At 70.8% G+C, this 16,430-nt stretch carries 14 protein-coding genes; 5 read left to right on the forward strand and 9 right to left on the reverse strand.

The features are described 5' to 3' along the window. Position 1: 1 nt before the first annotated feature. Together nusA and NF557_RS10935 are read right to left on the reverse strand one after the other, a co-directional pair. Positions 2-1,012, reverse strand: a complete 1,011-nt coding sequence (gene nusA, locus NF557_RS10930; RefSeq protein WP_252619322.1) for a transcription termination factor NusA — start codon at positions 1,010-1,012, stop codon at positions 2-4. Next, on the reverse strand, positions 1,012-1,554 hold the full coding sequence (locus NF557_RS10935) for a ribosome maturation factor RimP (protein ID WP_252619323.1): 543 nt from the start codon (positions 1,552-1,554) through the stop codon (positions 1,012-1,014). Before NF557_RS10935 ends, nusA begins: the two co-directional genes overlap by 1 nt. Positions 1,555-1,653: 99 nt before the next feature. On the opposite strand from NF557_RS10935, the gene NF557_RS10940 reads away from it, so the two are divergent. Then, positions 1,654-2,772 carry a DUF4439 domain-containing protein gene (locus NF557_RS10940; RefSeq protein WP_252619324.1) on the forward strand — a complete coding sequence of 373 codons (1,119 nt, stop codon included), beginning with the start codon at positions 1,654-1,656 and terminating at the stop codon, positions 2,770-2,772. Continuing rightward, the gene (locus tag NF557_RS10945; protein WP_252619325.1) at positions 2,765-3,748 is read left to right on the forward strand and encodes an aminoglycoside phosphotransferase family protein; all 984 of its coding nucleotides are present in this window, start codon (positions 2,765-2,767) and stop codon (positions 3,746-3,748) included. The genes NF557_RS10940 and NF557_RS10945 overlap by 8 nt, the downstream gene beginning before the upstream one ends. Before the next feature lie 10 nt (positions 3,749-3,758). Here the strand turns inward: NF557_RS10945 and NF557_RS10950 are convergent, their stop codons facing one another. Continuing rightward, on the reverse strand, positions 3,759-4,565 hold the full coding sequence (locus tag NF557_RS10950; protein WP_252619326.1) for a DUF1206 domain-containing protein: 807 nt from the start codon (positions 4,563-4,565) through the stop codon (positions 3,759-3,761). 131 nt (positions 4,566-4,696) lie between these two features. Beyond that, the gene (locus NF557_RS17855; RefSeq protein ID WP_425342940.1) at positions 4,697-6,193 is read right to left on the reverse strand and encodes an IS30 family transposase; all 1,497 of its coding nucleotides are present in this window, start codon (positions 6,191-6,193) and stop codon (positions 4,697-4,699) included. Between the two features lie 139 nt (positions 6,194-6,332). Between NF557_RS17855 and NF557_RS10960 the strand changes: the two genes are divergently transcribed. Together NF557_RS10960 and NF557_RS10965 are read left to right on the forward strand one after the other, a co-directional pair. Continuing rightward, positions 6,333-8,324, forward strand: coding sequence for a thioredoxin domain-containing protein (locus NF557_RS10960; RefSeq protein ID WP_252619328.1), 1,992 nt, complete (start codon positions 6,333-6,335; stop codon positions 8,322-8,324). A gap of 86 nt (positions 8,325-8,410) precedes the next feature. Then, the gene (locus tag NF557_RS10965; RefSeq protein WP_252619330.1) at positions 8,411-9,712 is read left to right on the forward strand and encodes a CapA family protein; all 1,302 of its coding nucleotides are present in this window, start codon (positions 8,411-8,413) and stop codon (positions 9,710-9,712) included. 6 nt (positions 9,713-9,718) lie between these two features. Here NF557_RS10965 and NF557_RS10970 read toward each other — a convergent pair whose 3' ends face one another. Genes NF557_RS10970 through NF557_RS10980 form a run of 3 tightly spaced genes read right to left on the reverse strand, consistent with a single transcriptional unit; the run spans position 9,719 to position 13,003 of the window. Then, entirely contained in the window at positions 9,719-10,468 is a 750-nt protein-coding gene (locus NF557_RS10970) for a TSUP family transporter (protein ID WP_306254909.1), read from the reverse strand. 25 nt (positions 10,469-10,493) lie between these two features. Further along, positions 10,494-11,225 carry an HAD family hydrolase gene (locus NF557_RS10975; RefSeq protein WP_252619334.1) on the reverse strand — a complete coding sequence of 244 codons (732 nt, stop codon included), beginning with the start codon at positions 11,223-11,225 and terminating at the stop codon, positions 10,494-10,496. Next, positions 11,225-13,003 carry a proline--tRNA ligase gene (locus tag NF557_RS10980; RefSeq protein ID WP_252624107.1) on the reverse strand — a complete coding sequence of 593 codons (1,779 nt, stop codon included), beginning with the start codon at positions 13,001-13,003 and terminating at the stop codon, positions 11,225-11,227. The genes NF557_RS10975 and NF557_RS10980 overlap by 1 nt, the downstream gene beginning before the upstream one ends. An 80-nt stretch (positions 13,004-13,083) precedes the next feature. On the opposite strand from NF557_RS10980, the gene NF557_RS10985 reads away from it, so the two are divergent. Then, the gene (locus tag NF557_RS10985; protein ID WP_252619336.1) at positions 13,084-14,022 is read left to right on the forward strand and encodes an alpha/beta hydrolase; all 939 of its coding nucleotides are present in this window, start codon (positions 13,084-13,086) and stop codon (positions 14,020-14,022) included. Here NF557_RS10985 and NF557_RS10990 read toward each other — a convergent pair. Further along, positions 14,007-14,756: an ABC transporter ATP-binding protein gene (locus NF557_RS10990; protein WP_425342945.1), complete on the reverse strand. Its 750-nt coding sequence runs from the start codon at positions 14,754-14,756 to the stop codon at positions 14,007-14,009. The two genes, NF557_RS10985 and NF557_RS10990, sit on opposite strands and share 16 nt — an antisense overlap. After that, positions 14,753-16,429, reverse strand: a complete 1,677-nt coding sequence (locus NF557_RS10995) for a branched-chain amino acid ABC transporter ATP-binding protein/permease (protein WP_252619338.1) — start codon at positions 16,427-16,429, stop codon at positions 14,753-14,755. Before NF557_RS10995 ends, NF557_RS10990 begins: the two co-directional genes overlap by 4 nt. Position 16,430: the final 1 nt, after the last annotated feature.

Below are 16,430 nucleotides of genomic sequence, written 5' to 3' on the forward strand. Positions count from 1 at the left end.
GTCACTCGCCGGGAGCAGTGTCCGCCGGCGCGGTGTCCGGCCGGATGTCGATCCGCCAGCCCGTGAGCTTGTGCGCGAGCCGGGCGTTCTGACCCTCGCGTCCGATCGCCAGCGAGAGCTGGTAGTCAGGGACGACGACGCGCGCCTGACGAGCACGGTCGTCGACGATGGTGACCGACTGCACCCGCGACGGGGACAGCGCCGAGGCGACGAACTCGGCCGGGTCGTCGCTGAAGTCGACGATGTCGATCTTCTCGCCCTGCAGCTCGGTCATGACCGCGCGCACCCGCTGACCCATCGGGCCGATGCAGGCGCCCTTGGCGTTGACGCCGGGGACGGTGGCGCGCACCGCGATCTTGGTGCGGTGCCCGGCCTCGCGGGCCAGTGCCTCAATGCGGACGGTCCCGTCGGCAATCTCGGGCACCTCGAGCGCAAACAGGCGACGCACCAGGTTGGGGTGGGTCCGCGACAGCGTGATCTGCGGACCGCGCGGACCGCGCTTGACGCCGACCACGAAGGTGCGCAGGCGCTGACCGTGGTCATAGGTCTCCCCCGGCACCTGCTCGGAGGTGGGCAGCTCCCCCTCGACCGTGCCGAAGTCGACCAGCACGTGGCGCGGGTCGTTGGACTGCTGGATCACCCCGGAGACGATGTCGCCCTCGCGGCCACGGAAGTCGCCGAGGATCGCGTCGTCCTCCAGCTCGCGCATCCGCTGCACGATCACCTGGCGGGCGGTCGCGGCCGCGACTCGGCCGAAGCCCTCGGGGGTGTCGACGAACTCGGGTCCCGGTTCGCCGCGCAGGCCGGTCTCCTCGTCGATCTCCCCGGACTCACGCGCCCAGACGGTGACGTGACCGGTCTTGCGGTCCAGCTCGACCCGGGCGTGGGGGTGATGTCCCTCCGCGCGCTCGTAGGCCATGAGCAGGGCCTGCTCAATCGCCTGGACGATCGTCTCGAGCGGGATCTCCCGCTCGCGCTCCAGCTGCCGCAGCACGGCGATGTCGATGTCCATCAGTTGTCCTTTCCACCCGGGCGGGTGAACTCCACCTGCACCCTGGCAGCTGCGATGCGGTCATAGGGCAGCAGGCCCTCTGGCGTCTGGGTCCCACCGTCAAGACGTATGCCGTCCGGCCCGGCCTCGGTGAGCCTGCTCTCGGTCTCGGTCTGGGTCGTGGGGTCGCCGGCCTCCCCCTCCGTCGGAGCCAGCCGGACCCGCAGGAGCCGACCGACGTTGCGGCGGAACTGGGCCGGGGTCGTCAGCGGGTGGTCGACCCCGAGGGAGCTGACCTCCAACGTGTAGGGGGCGGCGCCCATCGCGTCACTGTCATCGAGGGCGCTGCCCACGACCCGGCTCGCGTCGGCCACCTCGTCGAGGGTGAGCGGCTCGACAGGAGTGGACAGGTCGTCGGCCAGGAGGTGGGCCACGTCGCGGGCCACGCCGACCCGCACGAGCCGCCGCTTGCCCGCCGGGTGGACGGCAACGTCCTCGACGACCACGCCGCTGCCGGCGAGTGCTGCACCCGCCGTCTCGCGAACCTGCTCGGCCTGTCCCATGATCGGGCCTCCCTCTTCTGCTGTCGCGACCTGTCCAGATCGTGCCGGGATCGCCCGGAACGGCCACTCTAGCCGCTCCGGTGTGTCAGGATCGCGCTCATGGCCGCTGCGATCACTCGTCGATCACTGCTGGCCGTCATGGGGGCGGGGCTGGGAGCCGTCCTGGTCGGTTGTGACTCCGAACCCACGTCCCCCGAGGCCACCGCCACACCGGGGCCGACGCAGCCCGACGAACCGGCCGCCTCCCCGTCACAGCCTGCCGACACGGAGGTGCTGCTGCTCGCGCTGGCGCGAGCCCGGGAGCTGGCCGACCGGTGCCGGGCCATCACCGGCGCTGAGGGGGCGGCCCGCGCCATGCAGACCCAGGTGCAGGGCTCCCTCGACGAGCAGGCCCAGGTGCTGGCCGACGTCCTGCGCGCCGGCAACGTCGCCGTCCCTGAGCCCACGACACCGAGCCCGACCCCCCAGGACGCCGACAGGGCCACCACGACCAGCACCCCCACGGGCGATGCCGCCACCGCCACCTCCGCCCCGGGTGACGCCAGCACGGGCGACGACGGCACGGGCGACGACGACGCGACCGGTGACGCCGAGGAGCGCACCAGTGGCCCTTCCCCGGCCGCGCAGGCGGCACAGGCGCTGCAGCAGCTGGGGCGGGCGGCGCTGGACGACGTCAGCCCGGCCGCGCTGAACGCACTGGCGGAGGTGAGCAGGGCCAACCTGCCGATGCTGATCGCGCTCACCGCCCAGCGCGGGGCGATGGCGCACCTGTTCGGGCAGGAGCCGAGCTGGCCCAACCTGACCGGACCGACCGAGGCTGCGGCCAACAACCTGCTGAACGTCTATCGGCCCGCCGTCTATGGGTTCGAGGTGATCGCCGCGCGGTCCCACAACGATGAGCGGGCGGCATACCGCACGGTCCTGGGCCCGCTGCGAACCTTTACCCGGCAGCTCACCGAGCTGGCGGGCAAGGCTGCCGCCCCTGCGCCCCTGGGCTATGGACTGCCGCAGGACGTCGACTCGGCAACAGCACGTGGCACCCTTGCCGGTGAGCTGATGGCGACACTGCCACCGTCGATCATGGCGCAGACCGCAGCGTTCTCGGGCGACGAGGCTGCCGTCGCGGGGTCGGTGCGGCTGCTGGCCGACGCGGTGCGGCTCGCCCAGCCGTGGAACCCGGTGACCGCCTTCCCCGGCATGCGGGTCCCGGGTGCCTGAGCCGGGGCTGCGGTCGACGGAGCCGTTGCCGCGCTCGGTCACCGACCTGGTGCCCCAGGGGCTGATCGACCGGATGCACCAGCACGTCCCGGCACCGGGGTTCGGGTCCGGGCCCGACTGGCTGCGCACCCTCCCCGGCCTGGTCACGGAGCTGCTGGACCAGTGGGGCCTGGTCGTCAGTGGGCCGCCCAGCCACGGGTATGCCGCGCTGGTGCTGCCGGTCGACGGTGCCGACGAGCCTGCGGTGCTCAAGGTCGCCTGGCCGCACCCCGAGGCCAGGGACGAGCACCGCACGCTGCGCACCTGGGCTGGTCGTGGGGCCGTCCGGCTCATCGCCGCCGACCCGTCCCGCGGTGGCCTGTTGCTCGAGCGGCTGGATCTGCGCGACCTGAACGGACCTCGTGTGGGCGTGCTGGAGTCGTGCGAGGAGATCGGGCGGCTGGCCGCGCGGCTGAACCGACCCGCCCCGCCGTGGCTGCGGCTGCGCTGCAGCGAGCACCTGGCAGAGCTGGTGCGCGACATCGATGCGCTGCGCGGCGGGCAGTCGCGCGCCCTGCCGCGTCAGGTGCTGGACCGGGGGCGGGCTCTGGCTATGGAGCTGGCTGCCGAGCCCGACATCGACGCCCATCTGGTGCACGCGGACCTGCACCAGGAGAACGTGCTGTGGCGACCCGACCCGGGCGAGTGGGTGGCGATCGACCCGCAGGCAATGGCCGCCGACCGGGCCTGGGTCGTGGCCCCGGCGCTGTGGAACAGGTGGACGGAGGCCCAGACCGCCCACGACACGCGCCTGCACCTCAACCTTCGGCTGGAGATGCTCTGCGAGGCGGCCGGCATCGACCCGGACCGCGCCCGGGCGATGACCGAGGTCCGGATCCTGCGCAACGCGGTCTGGGACATCCAGGAAGAGCCGGCTGACCTGGCCGAGTCGCTCACCCGGCACATCACGATCAGCAAGGCGATGCAGCCGGCCTGACGGCCGCAGGTCACATGGTGGAGTAGCGCGCCCGGGCGAAGGAGTAGATGCCATAGGCCGCCAACCCGATCGCCACGAGGAGCAGCAGGATCCACCCGAATGGCTGGTCCTGCAGGGTCTTCAGCGCAGCGTCGAGGCCCGTCTCCTGGTCCGGGTCCGCCTGGAGCGCCGCGAGTCCGATCAGTGCACCGACGATGCCGAGCGCGACGCCCTTTGCGGTGTAGCCCGTGACGCCGAGCACCTCGACCGCACGCGTGACCTCGCCGCCCCCGGTGCCCTTGAGGTCCTCCAGGAACTTGCGGGCCACCCCCTTGTAGACGTGGTAGGCCCCGACCCCCAGCACGACCAGGCCGACGACACCGACCAGGATCCGTCCGGCCGGCGCCTGCATGAGAGTCGCGGTCGCCGAGGTGGTGCTCTCGCCGCTGTCCGAGCCCTGACCGGTCACCACCTGGAAGGTGGTCCAGCCCAGCGCCCCATAGACCACCGCCTTGCCGACGGCCTTGCCACGGTCGAAGAACTGGTCCTTGGTCGAGCCCCCGTGCGGCACCGCTGCCTCGACAAGGTGCCAGATCGCCAGGGCCGCGAACCCGGCGGCACAGACCCACAGCAGCACGCCACCGACCGGGGTGCCGCTGAGCTGCTGCAGTGCACCCGACTGGTCCGCCTCGCCGGACCCGCCCAGTGCGACCTGACCCGCGATCCAGGCGATCAGCAGATGGATCAGGCCACTGGCGGCATACCCGATCCTGGCCAGCAGCTCGAGGGAGTCACTGCGTCCGGCTCGCGCGGCCAGGTCCTGCACGTCGTTGCTCACGTGCTGATTCCATCAGACAGAACCGGGGACGGCCACCTCCAGGGGCGGGCCAGCAGATGACCTCTGGCGCAGTCCGGGACCGCAACGAGGGTGCAACTGCATGGATCCTTCACACGAGATGCCGGGCGAATTCAAGGGGTCTGCGCAACGGTGAGTAGTTCGGCGAGTCTAGCGGCGGGAGTCGCGAAGCCGAGTGTTTTGCGGGGTCGGGTGTTCAGGAGGTCCTGGGCGTCACGGACTTCTTCGTCGGTGACCTTGGCGAAGTCGGTGCCTTTGGGGAAGAAGTCACGGATCAGGCCGTTGGTGTTCTCGTTGGTGCCGCGTTGCCAGGGTGAGTGCGGGTCACAGAAGTAGACCTGGCAGTCACTGGCCAGTGTGAAATCAGCGTGCTCAGCCAGCTCAGATCCTTGGTCCCAGGTGATGGTTCGGCGCAGGTCGCCCGGGAGGTCGGCGACCATCTGGATCAGGGCCTGGGTCACGGTCGGGGCGTCGTGGCGGTCCGGGAGTCGGTAGATCAGCACGTTGCGGGTGGCCCGCTCGGCCAGGGTGATCAACGCGGTGGCGCCCTTGGCACCGATGACGAGGTCTCCTTCCCAGTGGCCGGGCACGGCCCGGTCGGCCACCTCGGCAGGTCGGGCGCTGATGTGGTTGTCCTCATCGATCCAGGACCGGCTGCTGGCCTTGGGCGGCAGCTTGGAGCGGGGCTTGCGGCTCGTGCGGCCGGTGCGGGTGGCCTTGGCCACCTTCACCTCGTGACGCAGGGAGCCTTTGCCCTGGACGTACAGCGCTTGGTAGATCGTCTCGTGGGACACCCACATATCTTCCTCGTCCGGGTAGCTGAGACGCAGGTCAGCAGCGACCTGCTCGGGCGACCACCTCTTGTTCAGCCGCTCGATCACCGCGGCTCGCAACCGCGGGCAGGACAACCGGCGGGCCTGCGGACGGGCCGCCGCGGCAGTGGCAAGGTCCTGCGCGGCCCGAGCGCGGTAGCCGGCTCGGTCAGCGAACCGGGCCAGCTCCCGACCGATCGTGGAGCGGTGCACGCCCAGCACCCTGGCGATATGGGCGTTGGTCGCGGTGGTGCCAGCCAGGTGCTGGAGCACCCCGCGCCCGGCCTGGGTCAACCGGCCCCGCTCATCGCGGTAGTCCTCATCCATAGGTACAGCAGGTACCAGGCTCGCGCGAGCCGCCGCCCGCGACGCGCCGTCCAACCCCCCGATCCCACCGGGTTGCCCGGACCACCCCTGCGCGACGATCCACCGGTACAGGGTCGACTCGTTGATGCCGAGCGTGCGGGCGACCGCTGTCAGGCTCTTTCCCTCGGCAAGCATTCCGAACGCTTCGGCGCGACGCTGTGCACTGCTCGGCTGGCCCACCTGACCGGCCACCCGCACCGGAGCGATCAACTCCTCCCCGGCCGGGGTCAGCAAGCCCCGGGCATCGACATAACCGCCCTCAAGGAAGCCAGCCGGCAACAGCTCCGGTCGCAAGACGAGCTGGTCGGCGGCCACACCCGTGGCCCGCACCCAACGAAGCACCGACGACCGGTCCCGGGCCAAGACCCTGCCCACCTCCTCCAGAGCCATCCCAGCAGCCACCAAACCCAGACCATACGAACGCAGCACCATGCCTCCCGGCAGATTGGTGTTGCGCTGACCCCTGAACCCAAGCCGACCCCAGCGTGAAGGATGCGCTCAGGTGCACGTCGACGCAGGACGAGGCGCCGTAGGTCTGCACGGCCGGTCGGTGAGGTGAGACGGTGGGGGCATGGCCAACCGTCTCTCCACCGCGACCTCTCCCTACCTGCGACAGCACGCCGACAACCCGGTGGACTGGCACGAGTGGACCGACGAGGCCTTCAAGCTCGCGCGCTCGAGCACCAAGCCGGTCTTCCTGTCCGTGGGCTATGCCGCCTGCCACTGGTGCCATGTCATGGCCCATGAGTCGTTTGAGGACGAAGCGGTCGCCGAGGCGCTCAACGCCGGCTTCGTGCCGATCAAGGTCGACCGCGAGGAGCGACCCGATGTGGACTCGGTCTATATGGACGCCACCGTGGCCATGACCGGGCAGGGTGGGTGGCCGATGACGTGTCTGCTCACCCCTGAGGGCGAGCCGTTCTGGTGCGGGACCTATCTGCCCCGGCCCCAGCTCCTGCAGCTGCTGCGCGCGATCACCACCGCCTGGGCCGAGCAGGAGGACCAGGTCCGGGCCAGTGGCACCGCCGTCGTCGAGGCACTGGCCCGCGCCCAGGACGGGGTGACTCAGGGACAACCGATGAGCGAGGACCTGCTCGCCGGCGCCGTCGCCACCCTGACGCGCAGCTTCGACCAGGAGCACGGCGGCTTCGGCACCGCCCCGAAGTTCCCCCCGACCATGGTGCTGGAGTTCCTGGTCCGCCACCACGCCCGCACCGGCAGCTCCTCGGCCTGGACCATGCTGGAGGAAACGGCCATCGCGATGGCGCGCAGCGGCACCTACGACCAGGTCGGTGGCGGGTTTGCGCGCTATGCCGTGGACCGGGCCTGGGTGGTGCCGCACTTCGAGAAGATGCTCTATGACAACGCGCAGCTGCTGCGTCTCTATGCGCACGTCTGGCAGGCAGCCGGCCGCCAGGACGCCGCCCCGCTGCGTGAACTTGCGGAGCGGGTGGTGCGCGGGACGGCCGAGTTCCTGCTCGGCCCACTGCACACCCCCGAGGGCGGCTTCGCCTCGTCACTCGACGCCGACACGGAGGGAGTCGAGGGGGCGACCTATGTGTGGACACCCGAGCAGCTGGGTGACGTGCTCGGTCCGCAGGACGGTGCGCGCGCCGCCGAGCTGCTGGTGGTGACCGAGCAGGGCACCTTTGAGCACGGCACCTCGACGCTGCAGCTGCCGGTCGACCCAGAGGACCCCACCTGGTGGCAGGCCGTGCGCGCCCAGCTGCAGCAGGCTCGAGACAGTCGGCCCCAGCCCGACCTTGACGACAAGGTGGTGACTGCCTGGAACGGTCTGGCGATCGCCGCCCTCGCCGAGGCCGGCTGGCTGCTGGACGAGCCGGCCTGGGTGGACGCGGCTGTCGGTGCGGCGACGCTGGTGACCGAGGCGCACCTGGTCGACGGGCGGTTGCGGCGCAGCTCCCGCGGCGGGGTCGTGGGTCACGCCGAGGCCGTTGCAGAGGACTTCGGCGACCTGGTTGAGGGTCTGGTCACCCTCCATGCCGTCACGGCGGACCAGCACTGGCTGACCGTGGCGGGATCACTGCTCGACGACGCGGTCGCACGCTTCAGCGACGGCGACGGGGTCTTCCACGACACCGCCTCGGACGCCGAGCAGCTGGTGCTGCGTCCTCGCGGCCGCGGGGACAACGCCGAGCCCAGCGGTCAGTCCGCGCTCGCCGGAGCCCTCCTCGCCTATGGTGCCGCCGCCGGGTCCGCCGACCACCTGCGCCTGGCGAGCGACGCGCTGGCGCCGATGGGCGCGGTCGCGGCCCGGGAGCCGAGGTTTGCCGGGTGGGCGCTGGCGGTCGGCGAGGCGCTGCAGACCGGTCCGCTGCAGGTGGCCATCAGCGAGGGCGAGGGGCAGAGCGAGCTGGCTGCGACCGCCCTCGCGCTGACACCGCCGGGGTCCCTCGTGGTGGTCGGGCGCCCCGGAGCCTCGCCGGCCCTGCTGCAGGACCGTGGGCCGGTGGCTGGCCGGGCCGCGGCCTATGTCTGCCGCGGCACCACCTGCGACCTGCCCGTCTCCACGGTCGAGGCGCTGAGACTGGCACTGGGTTGAGACTGGCCCTGCGCTGAGCTCCCGCAATCCCACCGACGCCGCCGTGTTGGGGCGGCGGCCGGGACCACGCGGCATACAGTCGGATCATGTCCTCGCGCACCCGCACCCGCACGCCGACCCGGGCGCTGGCTGCCCTGGTCGCCCCGCTCCTGCTGCTGACCGCGTGCGGTGGCGACGACGAGCCGGGGACCAGCGCGCCACCGATGGGTGAGCACCCAGGAGCAACGAGCAGCGAGAGTCCCTCTGATGGTGCCGCCGCGACCGACGGTGCGACCTCGAACCCGGTCCAGGACGGCTTCAACTCCGCGACCGGCGGCACCGACAGCAGCGACGACACGGCCACCGAGGCTCCTGGCCCCAAGGAGGTCACGATCGGCGCGGCCGGCGACCTCCTGGCCCACGCGCCGGTGATCGCCAACGCCCAGGCCAATGCCGGCGGGGAGGGCTATGACTTCGGCCCGATGTTTGCGGACGTCACCGAGCTGCTCAGCGACAACGACCTGACGATCTGCCACATGGAGACACCGTTGTCCCCGGACAACACCAACCTCACGGTCCCGCGGGTGCTCGTCTTCAACACCCCGCACCAGCTGGCGGACGCGGTGGTGGACGCCGGCTACGACGGTTGCGACTTCGCCTCCAACCACACCTGGGACCGAGGGCTCACCGGGCTCGCCGACACCCGGCAGGTCATCGAGGATGCTGGCCTGCAGTATGCCGGGCCCGTCGCCGACGAGGCCGACGCCGGGCACCACGCGACCTACGAGGTCAACGACGTCAACGTCGCGCAGCTGGCCTACACCTACACGATCTACAACTCCGGTCAGCCGACCACCGACATCCCGCCGGAGGCCCCCTGGCTCGGCGACTACCTCTGGCCGGTTATCGGCGCCGAGGGGATCATCGAGGACGCCGAGGCGGCCAAGGCAGACGGCGCCGACTTCGTCGTGGTGAGCATGCACTGGGGCAACGAGTACTGGACCGACCCCACCGACCAGCAGCGCGAGATCGCCCAGGAGCTGCTCGAGTCCGACGCCGTCGACCTGATCCTCGGCACGCACGTCCACGTGATCCAGCCCTGCGAGAAGATCAACGACAAGTACGTCATCTACGGCCTCGGCAACTTCCTGTCCAACCAGTCGCCCGACACCACGCGCGGCAACCTGCGCAAGGAGACCCAGGAGGGCATGATCGCCCGCTTCCACCTGGTCAAGGACGAGGACGGGCAGGTCACCTCCCAGATGGAGTTCCAGCCCACCCGCGTGCAGATCGACAACCACGTGATCCGCCTGGCGACCCCGGAGCAGAACGCCGAGACCTATCACCGGGTCGTGGAGACCATGGACCGGTTGGGCGAGAACGCCTGCGACGCCGAGCCGCTGAGCTGAGGCGACTCAGGCGAACTGCGCGAAGGTGTCGTAGCCGATCTTGAGGATGAACGCCACCAGCAGCACCACGAAGACGACGCGCACGAAGCCGCTCCCGCGGGCCACGGCCGTGCGTGCACCGAGGTAACCGCCGAGGATGTTGAAGATCCCCAGGAGCAGGCCGACCTTCCACATCACCGCGCCCATCGGGATGAAGACGCACAGCGCTGCCAGGTTGGTGGCCAGGTTGGCGATCTTGGCTTTGGCGCTCGCCTGCAAGAACCCGTAGCCCAGCAGTCCGACCAGCGCGAAGACCATGAAGGAGCCGGTCCCCGGACCCAGCGCCCCGTCATACACCCCGATGGCGAAGCCGATCAGGCCGGCCACCACGTGGTGGGTGCGCCCGCTGAAGCGCAGCTGGGATAGCTGTCCCATGCTCGGCCTGGCCAACGTGTAGGCGCCCACGCCGACCAGCACCACCAGGATGATCGGGTTGAACAGGTCCTTGGGGATGTTGGCGCCGATGAAGGCTCCCCCGAGCGACCCTAGGAAGGCCAGCCCCGCCATCGGCAGGGCGGTCCGCAGGTCGGGGCGCACCCGGCGGAAGTAGGTGATGGAGCTCGTGGTCGTGCCGCAGATCGAGCCGAGCTTGTTGGTCGCCAGGATCTGGACCGGGCTGGCCCCCGGGAAGCCGACCAGCAGCGCGGGCAGCTGGATCAGCCCTCCGCCACCGACCACCGCATCGACCCAGCCAGCGGTGAAACCTGCCAGCGCCATGAGACCCAGGAGCCAGATCGAGGGGTCATCCACCAGTCACCCCGGCGTTCCAGCCGTGCACGATGCCTGCGACCTCGGCCAGGGAGTGCGCTACCGCGTCCGGACGCACCTCGACCTCGACCTGTTGCTCCAGCGGAATGTCGCTGTGCGGCACCAGGATCGCGCGCATGCCCGCACGCTGCGGGCCGTGCACGTCCTCAAAGAGCCGGTCCCCCACATAGACGCAGCGCTCCGGAGCGGTCCCGACGGCGGCCGCGGCCGACAGGAACGCCTCGGGGTGCGGCTTGGTCCACGGGATCTCACTGCTGTAGACGTCGCCGTCGATCAGGTGCAGGACGCCGTCACGGTCGAACAGGGCCCGGTGATAGTCCCGGCTCCAGATCGTGTTGGACAGCACCCCGACGCGGATCCCCTGCTCACGCAGGCCCTGCCAGAGCGGCCGGACCTGCGGGTCGGTCAGGGTGAACGGCTCCCAGAACCGCTCGTAGGCGCTGCGCGCGCGGTCGTATGCCGGGTGCTCGGCCCCGAGGCCCAGCTCCGTGAGCAGGTCCTCCAGCCGGGCGCTGCGGTGGGTGGTGCGCGAGTGGTCCCAGGCTGCCGACTCGGCCCGCAGGATCTGCTCGGCGACCTCGGTGATCTCCGCGGCGCTCCCGCCGAGCTCGGTGGCGAACGCGTGCCACTGGCCCAGGTGGTCGACCGTGCGCCAGGGCGTCAGCGTCCCGCCCCAGTCAAACAGGACCGCCTGGACCGGGCGCATCAGCCTGCGGTGCCGGGGCGGACCTCCGCCACGATCGCGGCAGCGGCCTCGCCGACCGGGACCTCCCGGCGCTCACCCGTCCGGCGGTCCTTGATCTCGATGGTGCCCTGCTGCAGCCCCTTGCCGACCACGACGATCGTCGGGACCCCGAGCAGCTCGGCGTCCTTGAACTTCACGCCCGGGGAGACCTTGGGGCGGTCGTCATAGAGCACCGTCAGGCCCTGTGCCTCGAGCTCCCCGACCAGGGTGTCCGCGGCGTCGAAGACCGACTGGTCCTTGCCGGTGGCGACCAGGTGCACGTCTGCGGGGCTGAGCTCACGCGGCCAGCAGAGCCCGATCTCGTCCAGCGTGCCCTCGGCGACCGCGGCCACGGCCCGGCTCACGCCGACGCCGTAGGAGCCCATCGTCACCGTCACCAGCTTGCCGTTGACGTCGAGGACCTGCAGACCCAGCGCCTCGGCATACATGCGGCCCAGCTGGAAGATGTGGCCCATCTCGATGCCGCGGGCCAGGGTCAGGGTGCCGTTGCCGTCGGGGCTCGGGTCGCCCTCCCGGATCTCGGCGGCGTGGATGACACCGTCGGCGGTGAAGTCGCGCCCGTGCACCAGGTCGAAGACGTGCTTGCCGGGCTCGTCGGCGCCGGTGATCCAGGCGCTGCCCTCACCGATGCTCGCGTCGAGCAGGTAGCGGATCCCGGAGGAGCGCTCCAGCCCCAGCACACCCGGGCCGATGTAGCCCTTGGCCAGCGTGGGGTGCGCGGCGAAGTCCTTGTCCTCGAAGGGGCCCGGCTCGGCGGGCGAGACCTGGGCCTCGAGCCGCTTGGCGTCGACCTCGCGGTCACCGGGCACGCCGATGGCCAGCGGCTCGCGCGTGCCGTCCGGGTGGCTGAGCATGACCAGCACGTTCTTGAGGGTGTCCGCGGCCGTCCACTCGCGGCCGTCCTCCCGCGGGTGGTTGGCGTTCGCGGAGGCCACGAGGGTCTCGATGGTCGGGGTGTCGGGGGTGTCGCGCACCTGGGCCGCGGGCACCGCCGAGGCGTCCACCGGCGCCGGCGTGGGCACCTCCACCGCCTCGACGTTGGCGGCATACTCCCCCGTCGTGCTGCGCACGAAGGTGTCCTCGCCGAAGGGGCTCACGGCCAGGAACTCCTCGCTGGCGGAACCGCCCATGGCACCGGAGTCGGCGTGCACGATGACGTAGTCGAAGCCGAGCCGGTCGAAGATCTTGATGTAGGCCTCGCGGTGCCGCTGGTAGGCGGCCGCCAGACCCGCGTCGTCGACGTCGAAGGAGTAGGAGTCCTTCATGATGAACTCACGGCCACGCAGCAGCCCGGCGCGCGGACGTGACTCGTCGCGGTACTTCGTCTGGATCTGGTAGAGGCTGACCGGCAGGTCCTTATAGGAGGAGAACAGGTCCTTGACGGTGAGGGTGAACATCTCCTCGTGCGTGGGCCCGAGCAGCATGTCGACACCCTTGCGGTCCTGCAGCCGGAACAGGTTGGGGCCGTACTCCGTCCACCGGTTAGTTGCCTCGTAGGGCTCGCGCGGCAGCAGCGCCGGGAAGCTCAGCTCCTGAGCGCCGATAGCGTCCATCTCCTCGCGCACGATGGCCTCGACGTTGCGCAGCACGCGCAGGCCGAGCGGCAGCCAGGAGTAGATGCCCGGGGCCGCGCGACGGATGTAGCCCGCGCGGACCAGCAGCTTGTGGCTCGGCAGCTCAGCGTCCGCCGGGTCCTCGCGCAGGGTCCGCAGGAACAGGGTCGACATCCGCAGTGCCACGTGGGCTCCTTCGTCTTGGGGGTATGCCGACCGGCCGGCTGGGGCGGTCGGGCTCACCGACCGAGGATAACCTTTCGCAGGTGACCTCCTCAGCCATGCCGGGCCGGCTGCGGCGCTATCCCCGTCGTCGCCGCGTGGTCGGTGACCTGCGCTACTGGCGTGACGTGGACCTGCCGGGGCTCCACCGGCGCAGCGACCTCTATGTCTGGCTCCCACCGGACTACGACCGGCAGGACACCCGCTATCCCGTCGTCTATCTGCACGACGGCGCCAACCTGTTCGACCACAAGGTCGCCTTCGCCGGAGTCACCTGGTCGGCGGACCGGGCGCTGACCGCACTGCACGAGCAGGGTCTTGACGTCATCGCTGTCGGCATCCCGTGCTCGCCGGACCGCCGCATTGAGGAGTACTCCCCCTATCGCCAGGAGGGTGTCGGCGGTGGCGACGCGGACCGCTATGTTGCCTTCCTCGCGGACCACCTCAAGCCCTGGGTCGATGAGAGTCTGCGGACCAGGCCGGAGCGCGAGCACACGCTGGTCGCCGGCTCCTCGATGGGCGGCGTGGTCAGCATGCACGCCTGGGTCGCCCGCCCGGAGGTGTTCGGCGGGGTCGGCGCCTTCTCCACTGCGTTCTGGGTCCCGGGTGAGCCGCACCTGCGTGACATCGAGACCGCCCTGGCCACCCGGCATACGTCAGCTCGCTTCTATCTCGACGTGGGTGGCCGGGAGGAGCCGGACCACCCGCGACTGCAGGAGGAGTATGTCGGCGGCACCGAGCGCGTGGTCGCGGCGCTGCGCGCCAGTGGCACGCCGGTGCGCTATGTCTATGACTCCGCCGCCTATCACTTCGAGTCGGCCTGGGCAGAGCGTCTCCCCTCCGCGCTGGCCTGGCTGCTGTCGGGGTATGCCGTGACCCGCCCGGACGACCAGGCGGCCGCCGAGCGTGGGCTCGGCCCGGCGGTCCGTCGGGCGGTGCAGCGCCTGGGGCGCCGGATCGCGCGCGGTCAGACGCCCAGGTAGGCCTGCACGACGCGGTCGTCCGCGAGCAGCTCCGCCGCCGGTCCCTGGTGGGCGATCTCGCCGCTGGCCAGGACGTAGCCGTGGTCGGCCGCCCTCAGCGCGCGCCGGGCGTTCTGCTCGATGAGCACGACGGTCGTGCCCGAGGCGCGGATCTCCTGGATCACCGAGAAGACCTCGTCCACGATCTTGGGGGCCAGTCCCATCGAGGGCTCGTCCAGCAGGATCAGGCGCGGGCGGGCCACCAGCGCCCGCCCGATCGCCAGCATCTGCTGCTCGCCACCGGAGAGTGCGCCGGCCGGCAGCTCACGACGCTCCGCGAGCACCGGGAAACGGTCATAGACCTCGCTGATCGCCGCCGAGTCGCCGGTGTGCCACCCGCCGAGCTGGAGGTTCTCATGGATCGTCAGGGTCCCCAGCACCTGCCGCCCCTCCGGCACCTGGACCAGGCCCTGGGCGACGAGCTTGTGGGCGGGCCAGCGGGTGATGTCCTGGCCCTCAAAAAGGATGGTGCCCGAGCGGGGTCGGATGATCCCCGAGACCGCGTTGATGACCGACGACTTCCCGGCGCCGTTGGCTCCGACCAGGGTGATCAGCGAGCCGGGCTGTGCGTCGAAGGAGACGCCCCGCACCGCCTCGACCCGGCCGTAGGTGACGACGAGATCCTGCACGGACAGCATCGGCTCACCCCGGTCGGGCTGTGTCGTGGTGGGTGCCTGCGCCTGGGGCTCGCTCACGTTGCGTCCTCCGACTCGGAGCTGCCGAGATAGGCCTCGACGACAGCTGGGTTGTTGGCGATCTCCTCCGGGGTGCCGGTCGCGATGACCTCGCCGAAGTTGAGCACGACGATGCGGCTGCAGGTCTTCATGACCATGCCGACGTTGTGCTCGATCAGCAGGATCGTCAGGCCGTCCTGGGCCAGGGATCCGATCAGGTCCGAGAGGGCGTCAGCCTCGACGTGGTTCATGCCAGCCGCCGGCTCGTCGAGGATGAGCAGGGAGGGGTCGGAGGCCAGCGCGCGGGCAATCTCCAGCCGTCGCTGGTCGCCGTAGGACAGCGCGGAGGCCCGGGTGGTCTGCTTGTCCTCGAGCCCGACCCGCTCAAGGCAGCGCAAGGCGTGCAACGCCAGGCGCTGCTCGTCCTGTCGGGCCGACGGCAGCCACAGCAGCCGTCTGAGGAAGGTGGGGCGCCCGACCAGGTGGCCGCCGACCATGACGTTCTCCAGGGCAGAAAGCTGGCCGAAGAGCTTGGACTGCTGGAAGGTCCGGCTGACTCCGGCGGCCGCGACCTTGTGCACCGCTGCCGTCCCGGGATGGAGCCCGAGCACCTCTGCCGTGCCCGACGTCGGCCTGGACAACCCGCTGATCATGTTGACCAGGGTGGTCTTGCCGGCCCCGTTGGGACCGATCAGGCCGAGCACCTCCCCGCCCGTGATGTGCAGGTCGATGTCCTTGTTGGCGTGCACGCCGCCGTAGTCCTTGCCCAGCCCCACCAGGTTCACCACGGACTCGCCGTGGGCTGGGTGGGCCCGCCTGGACAGAGCGTTCGCGCCCTGCGCCCCGTCCACCGCGACGCGCTGTGGGCGCCGGGGCAGCAGGCTGGCCAGGCCGCCGGGCAGGAAGAGGATGACCAGCAGCATCAGCAGGCCGGCCAGGAACGGGCGGATCCAGCCCGCCTCGATGCCGATGGCGCGCTGCACCTCGGGGATCATCTCCAGGAACACGCTGCCCAGCAGGGGGCCGATGAAGTTGGTCGAGCCACCGACGACCGCCGTGACCAGGCCGTCAATGGCCTTGGCGAAGCCGAAGTCCTCGGGCGCGATGAGTCGGACATAGAAGGCCCACAGCACGCCATACAGGCCGGCGATCGCACCAGCTGCGATGAAGGCCGACAGTCGGTGGCGCCCCACGTCGATGCCCATGGCGCGGGCGGCCAGCTCGTCCTCCCGGATGGCTGCCAGCGCGCGGCCGTAGCCGGACGCGCCCTGCCGCCAGAACCAGTAGGCGACCAGGGCCAGGATCGCCCATGCCATCCACGGTTCGAGCACCTTGGGCACGGACATGCCCTGGGCGCCCCCCGTCCACTCCATGTTGATGATCAGGATGCGCACGGCCTCCGCGAAGGCCAGCGTCGCGATGGCGAGGAACACGCCCCGCAGCCGCATCGTCGGCAGACCCAGCACGATCGCCGTCACGGCACCGACCGCCATGCCGATCACGATCGCGATCAGCAGGGCCGGCAGGTCACCGACGGAGTCCGGGTCCGGAGCCAGGGCCGCGGCGGTGAAGCCGGCGAGGGAGGCGAAGCCGGCCTGACCCAGGCTCAGCTGCCCCGCCACCAGCACGGCATAGAAGGAGTAGGCAAAGATCGCGCTCAGCGCGATAAAGACGAAGGTCGACTCGGTGAACATC

Origin of the sequence: Ornithinimicrobium cryptoxanthini, from assembly GCF_023923205.1 — a bacterium.
Lineage (GTDB): Bacteria > Actinomycetota > Actinomycetes > Actinomycetales > Dermatophilaceae > Ornithinicoccus > Ornithinicoccus cryptoxanthini.

Coding starts and splice junctions, on each gene's coding strand:
- NF557_RS10940 (WP_252619324.1), top strand. CDS start 1,654: ATGGCCGCTGCGATCACTCGTCGATCACTGCTGGCCGTCATGGGGGCG.
- NF557_RS10960 (WP_252619328.1), top strand. CDS start 6,333: ATGGCCAACCGTCTCTCCACCGCGACCTCTCCCTACCTGCGACAGCAC.
- NF557_RS10970 (WP_306254909.1), bottom strand. CDS start 10,468: ATGGCGCTGGCAGGTTTCACCGCTGGCTGGGTCGATGCGGTGGTCGGT.
- nusA (WP_252619322.1), bottom strand. CDS start 1,012: ATGGACATCGACATCGCCGTGCTGCGGCAGCTGGAGCGCGAGCGGGAG.
- NF557_RS10995 (WP_252619338.1), bottom strand. CDS start 16,429: ATGTTCACCGAGTCGACCTTCGTCTTTATCGCGCTGAGCGCGATCTTT.
- NF557_RS10965 (WP_252619330.1), top strand. CDS start 8,411: ATGTCCTCGCGCACCCGCACCCGCACGCCGACCCGGGCGCTGGCTGCC.
- NF557_RS10975 (WP_252619334.1), bottom strand. CDS start 11,225: ATGCGCCCGGTCCAGGCGGTCCTGTTTGACTGGGGCGGGACGCTGACG.
- NF557_RS10935 (WP_252619323.1), bottom strand. CDS start 1,554: ATGGGACAGGCCGAGCAGGTTCGCGAGACGGCGGGTGCAGCACTCGCC.
- NF557_RS17855 (WP_425342940.1), bottom strand. CDS start 6,193: ATGGTGCTGCGTTCGTATGGTCTGGGTTTGGTGGCTGCTGGGATGGCT.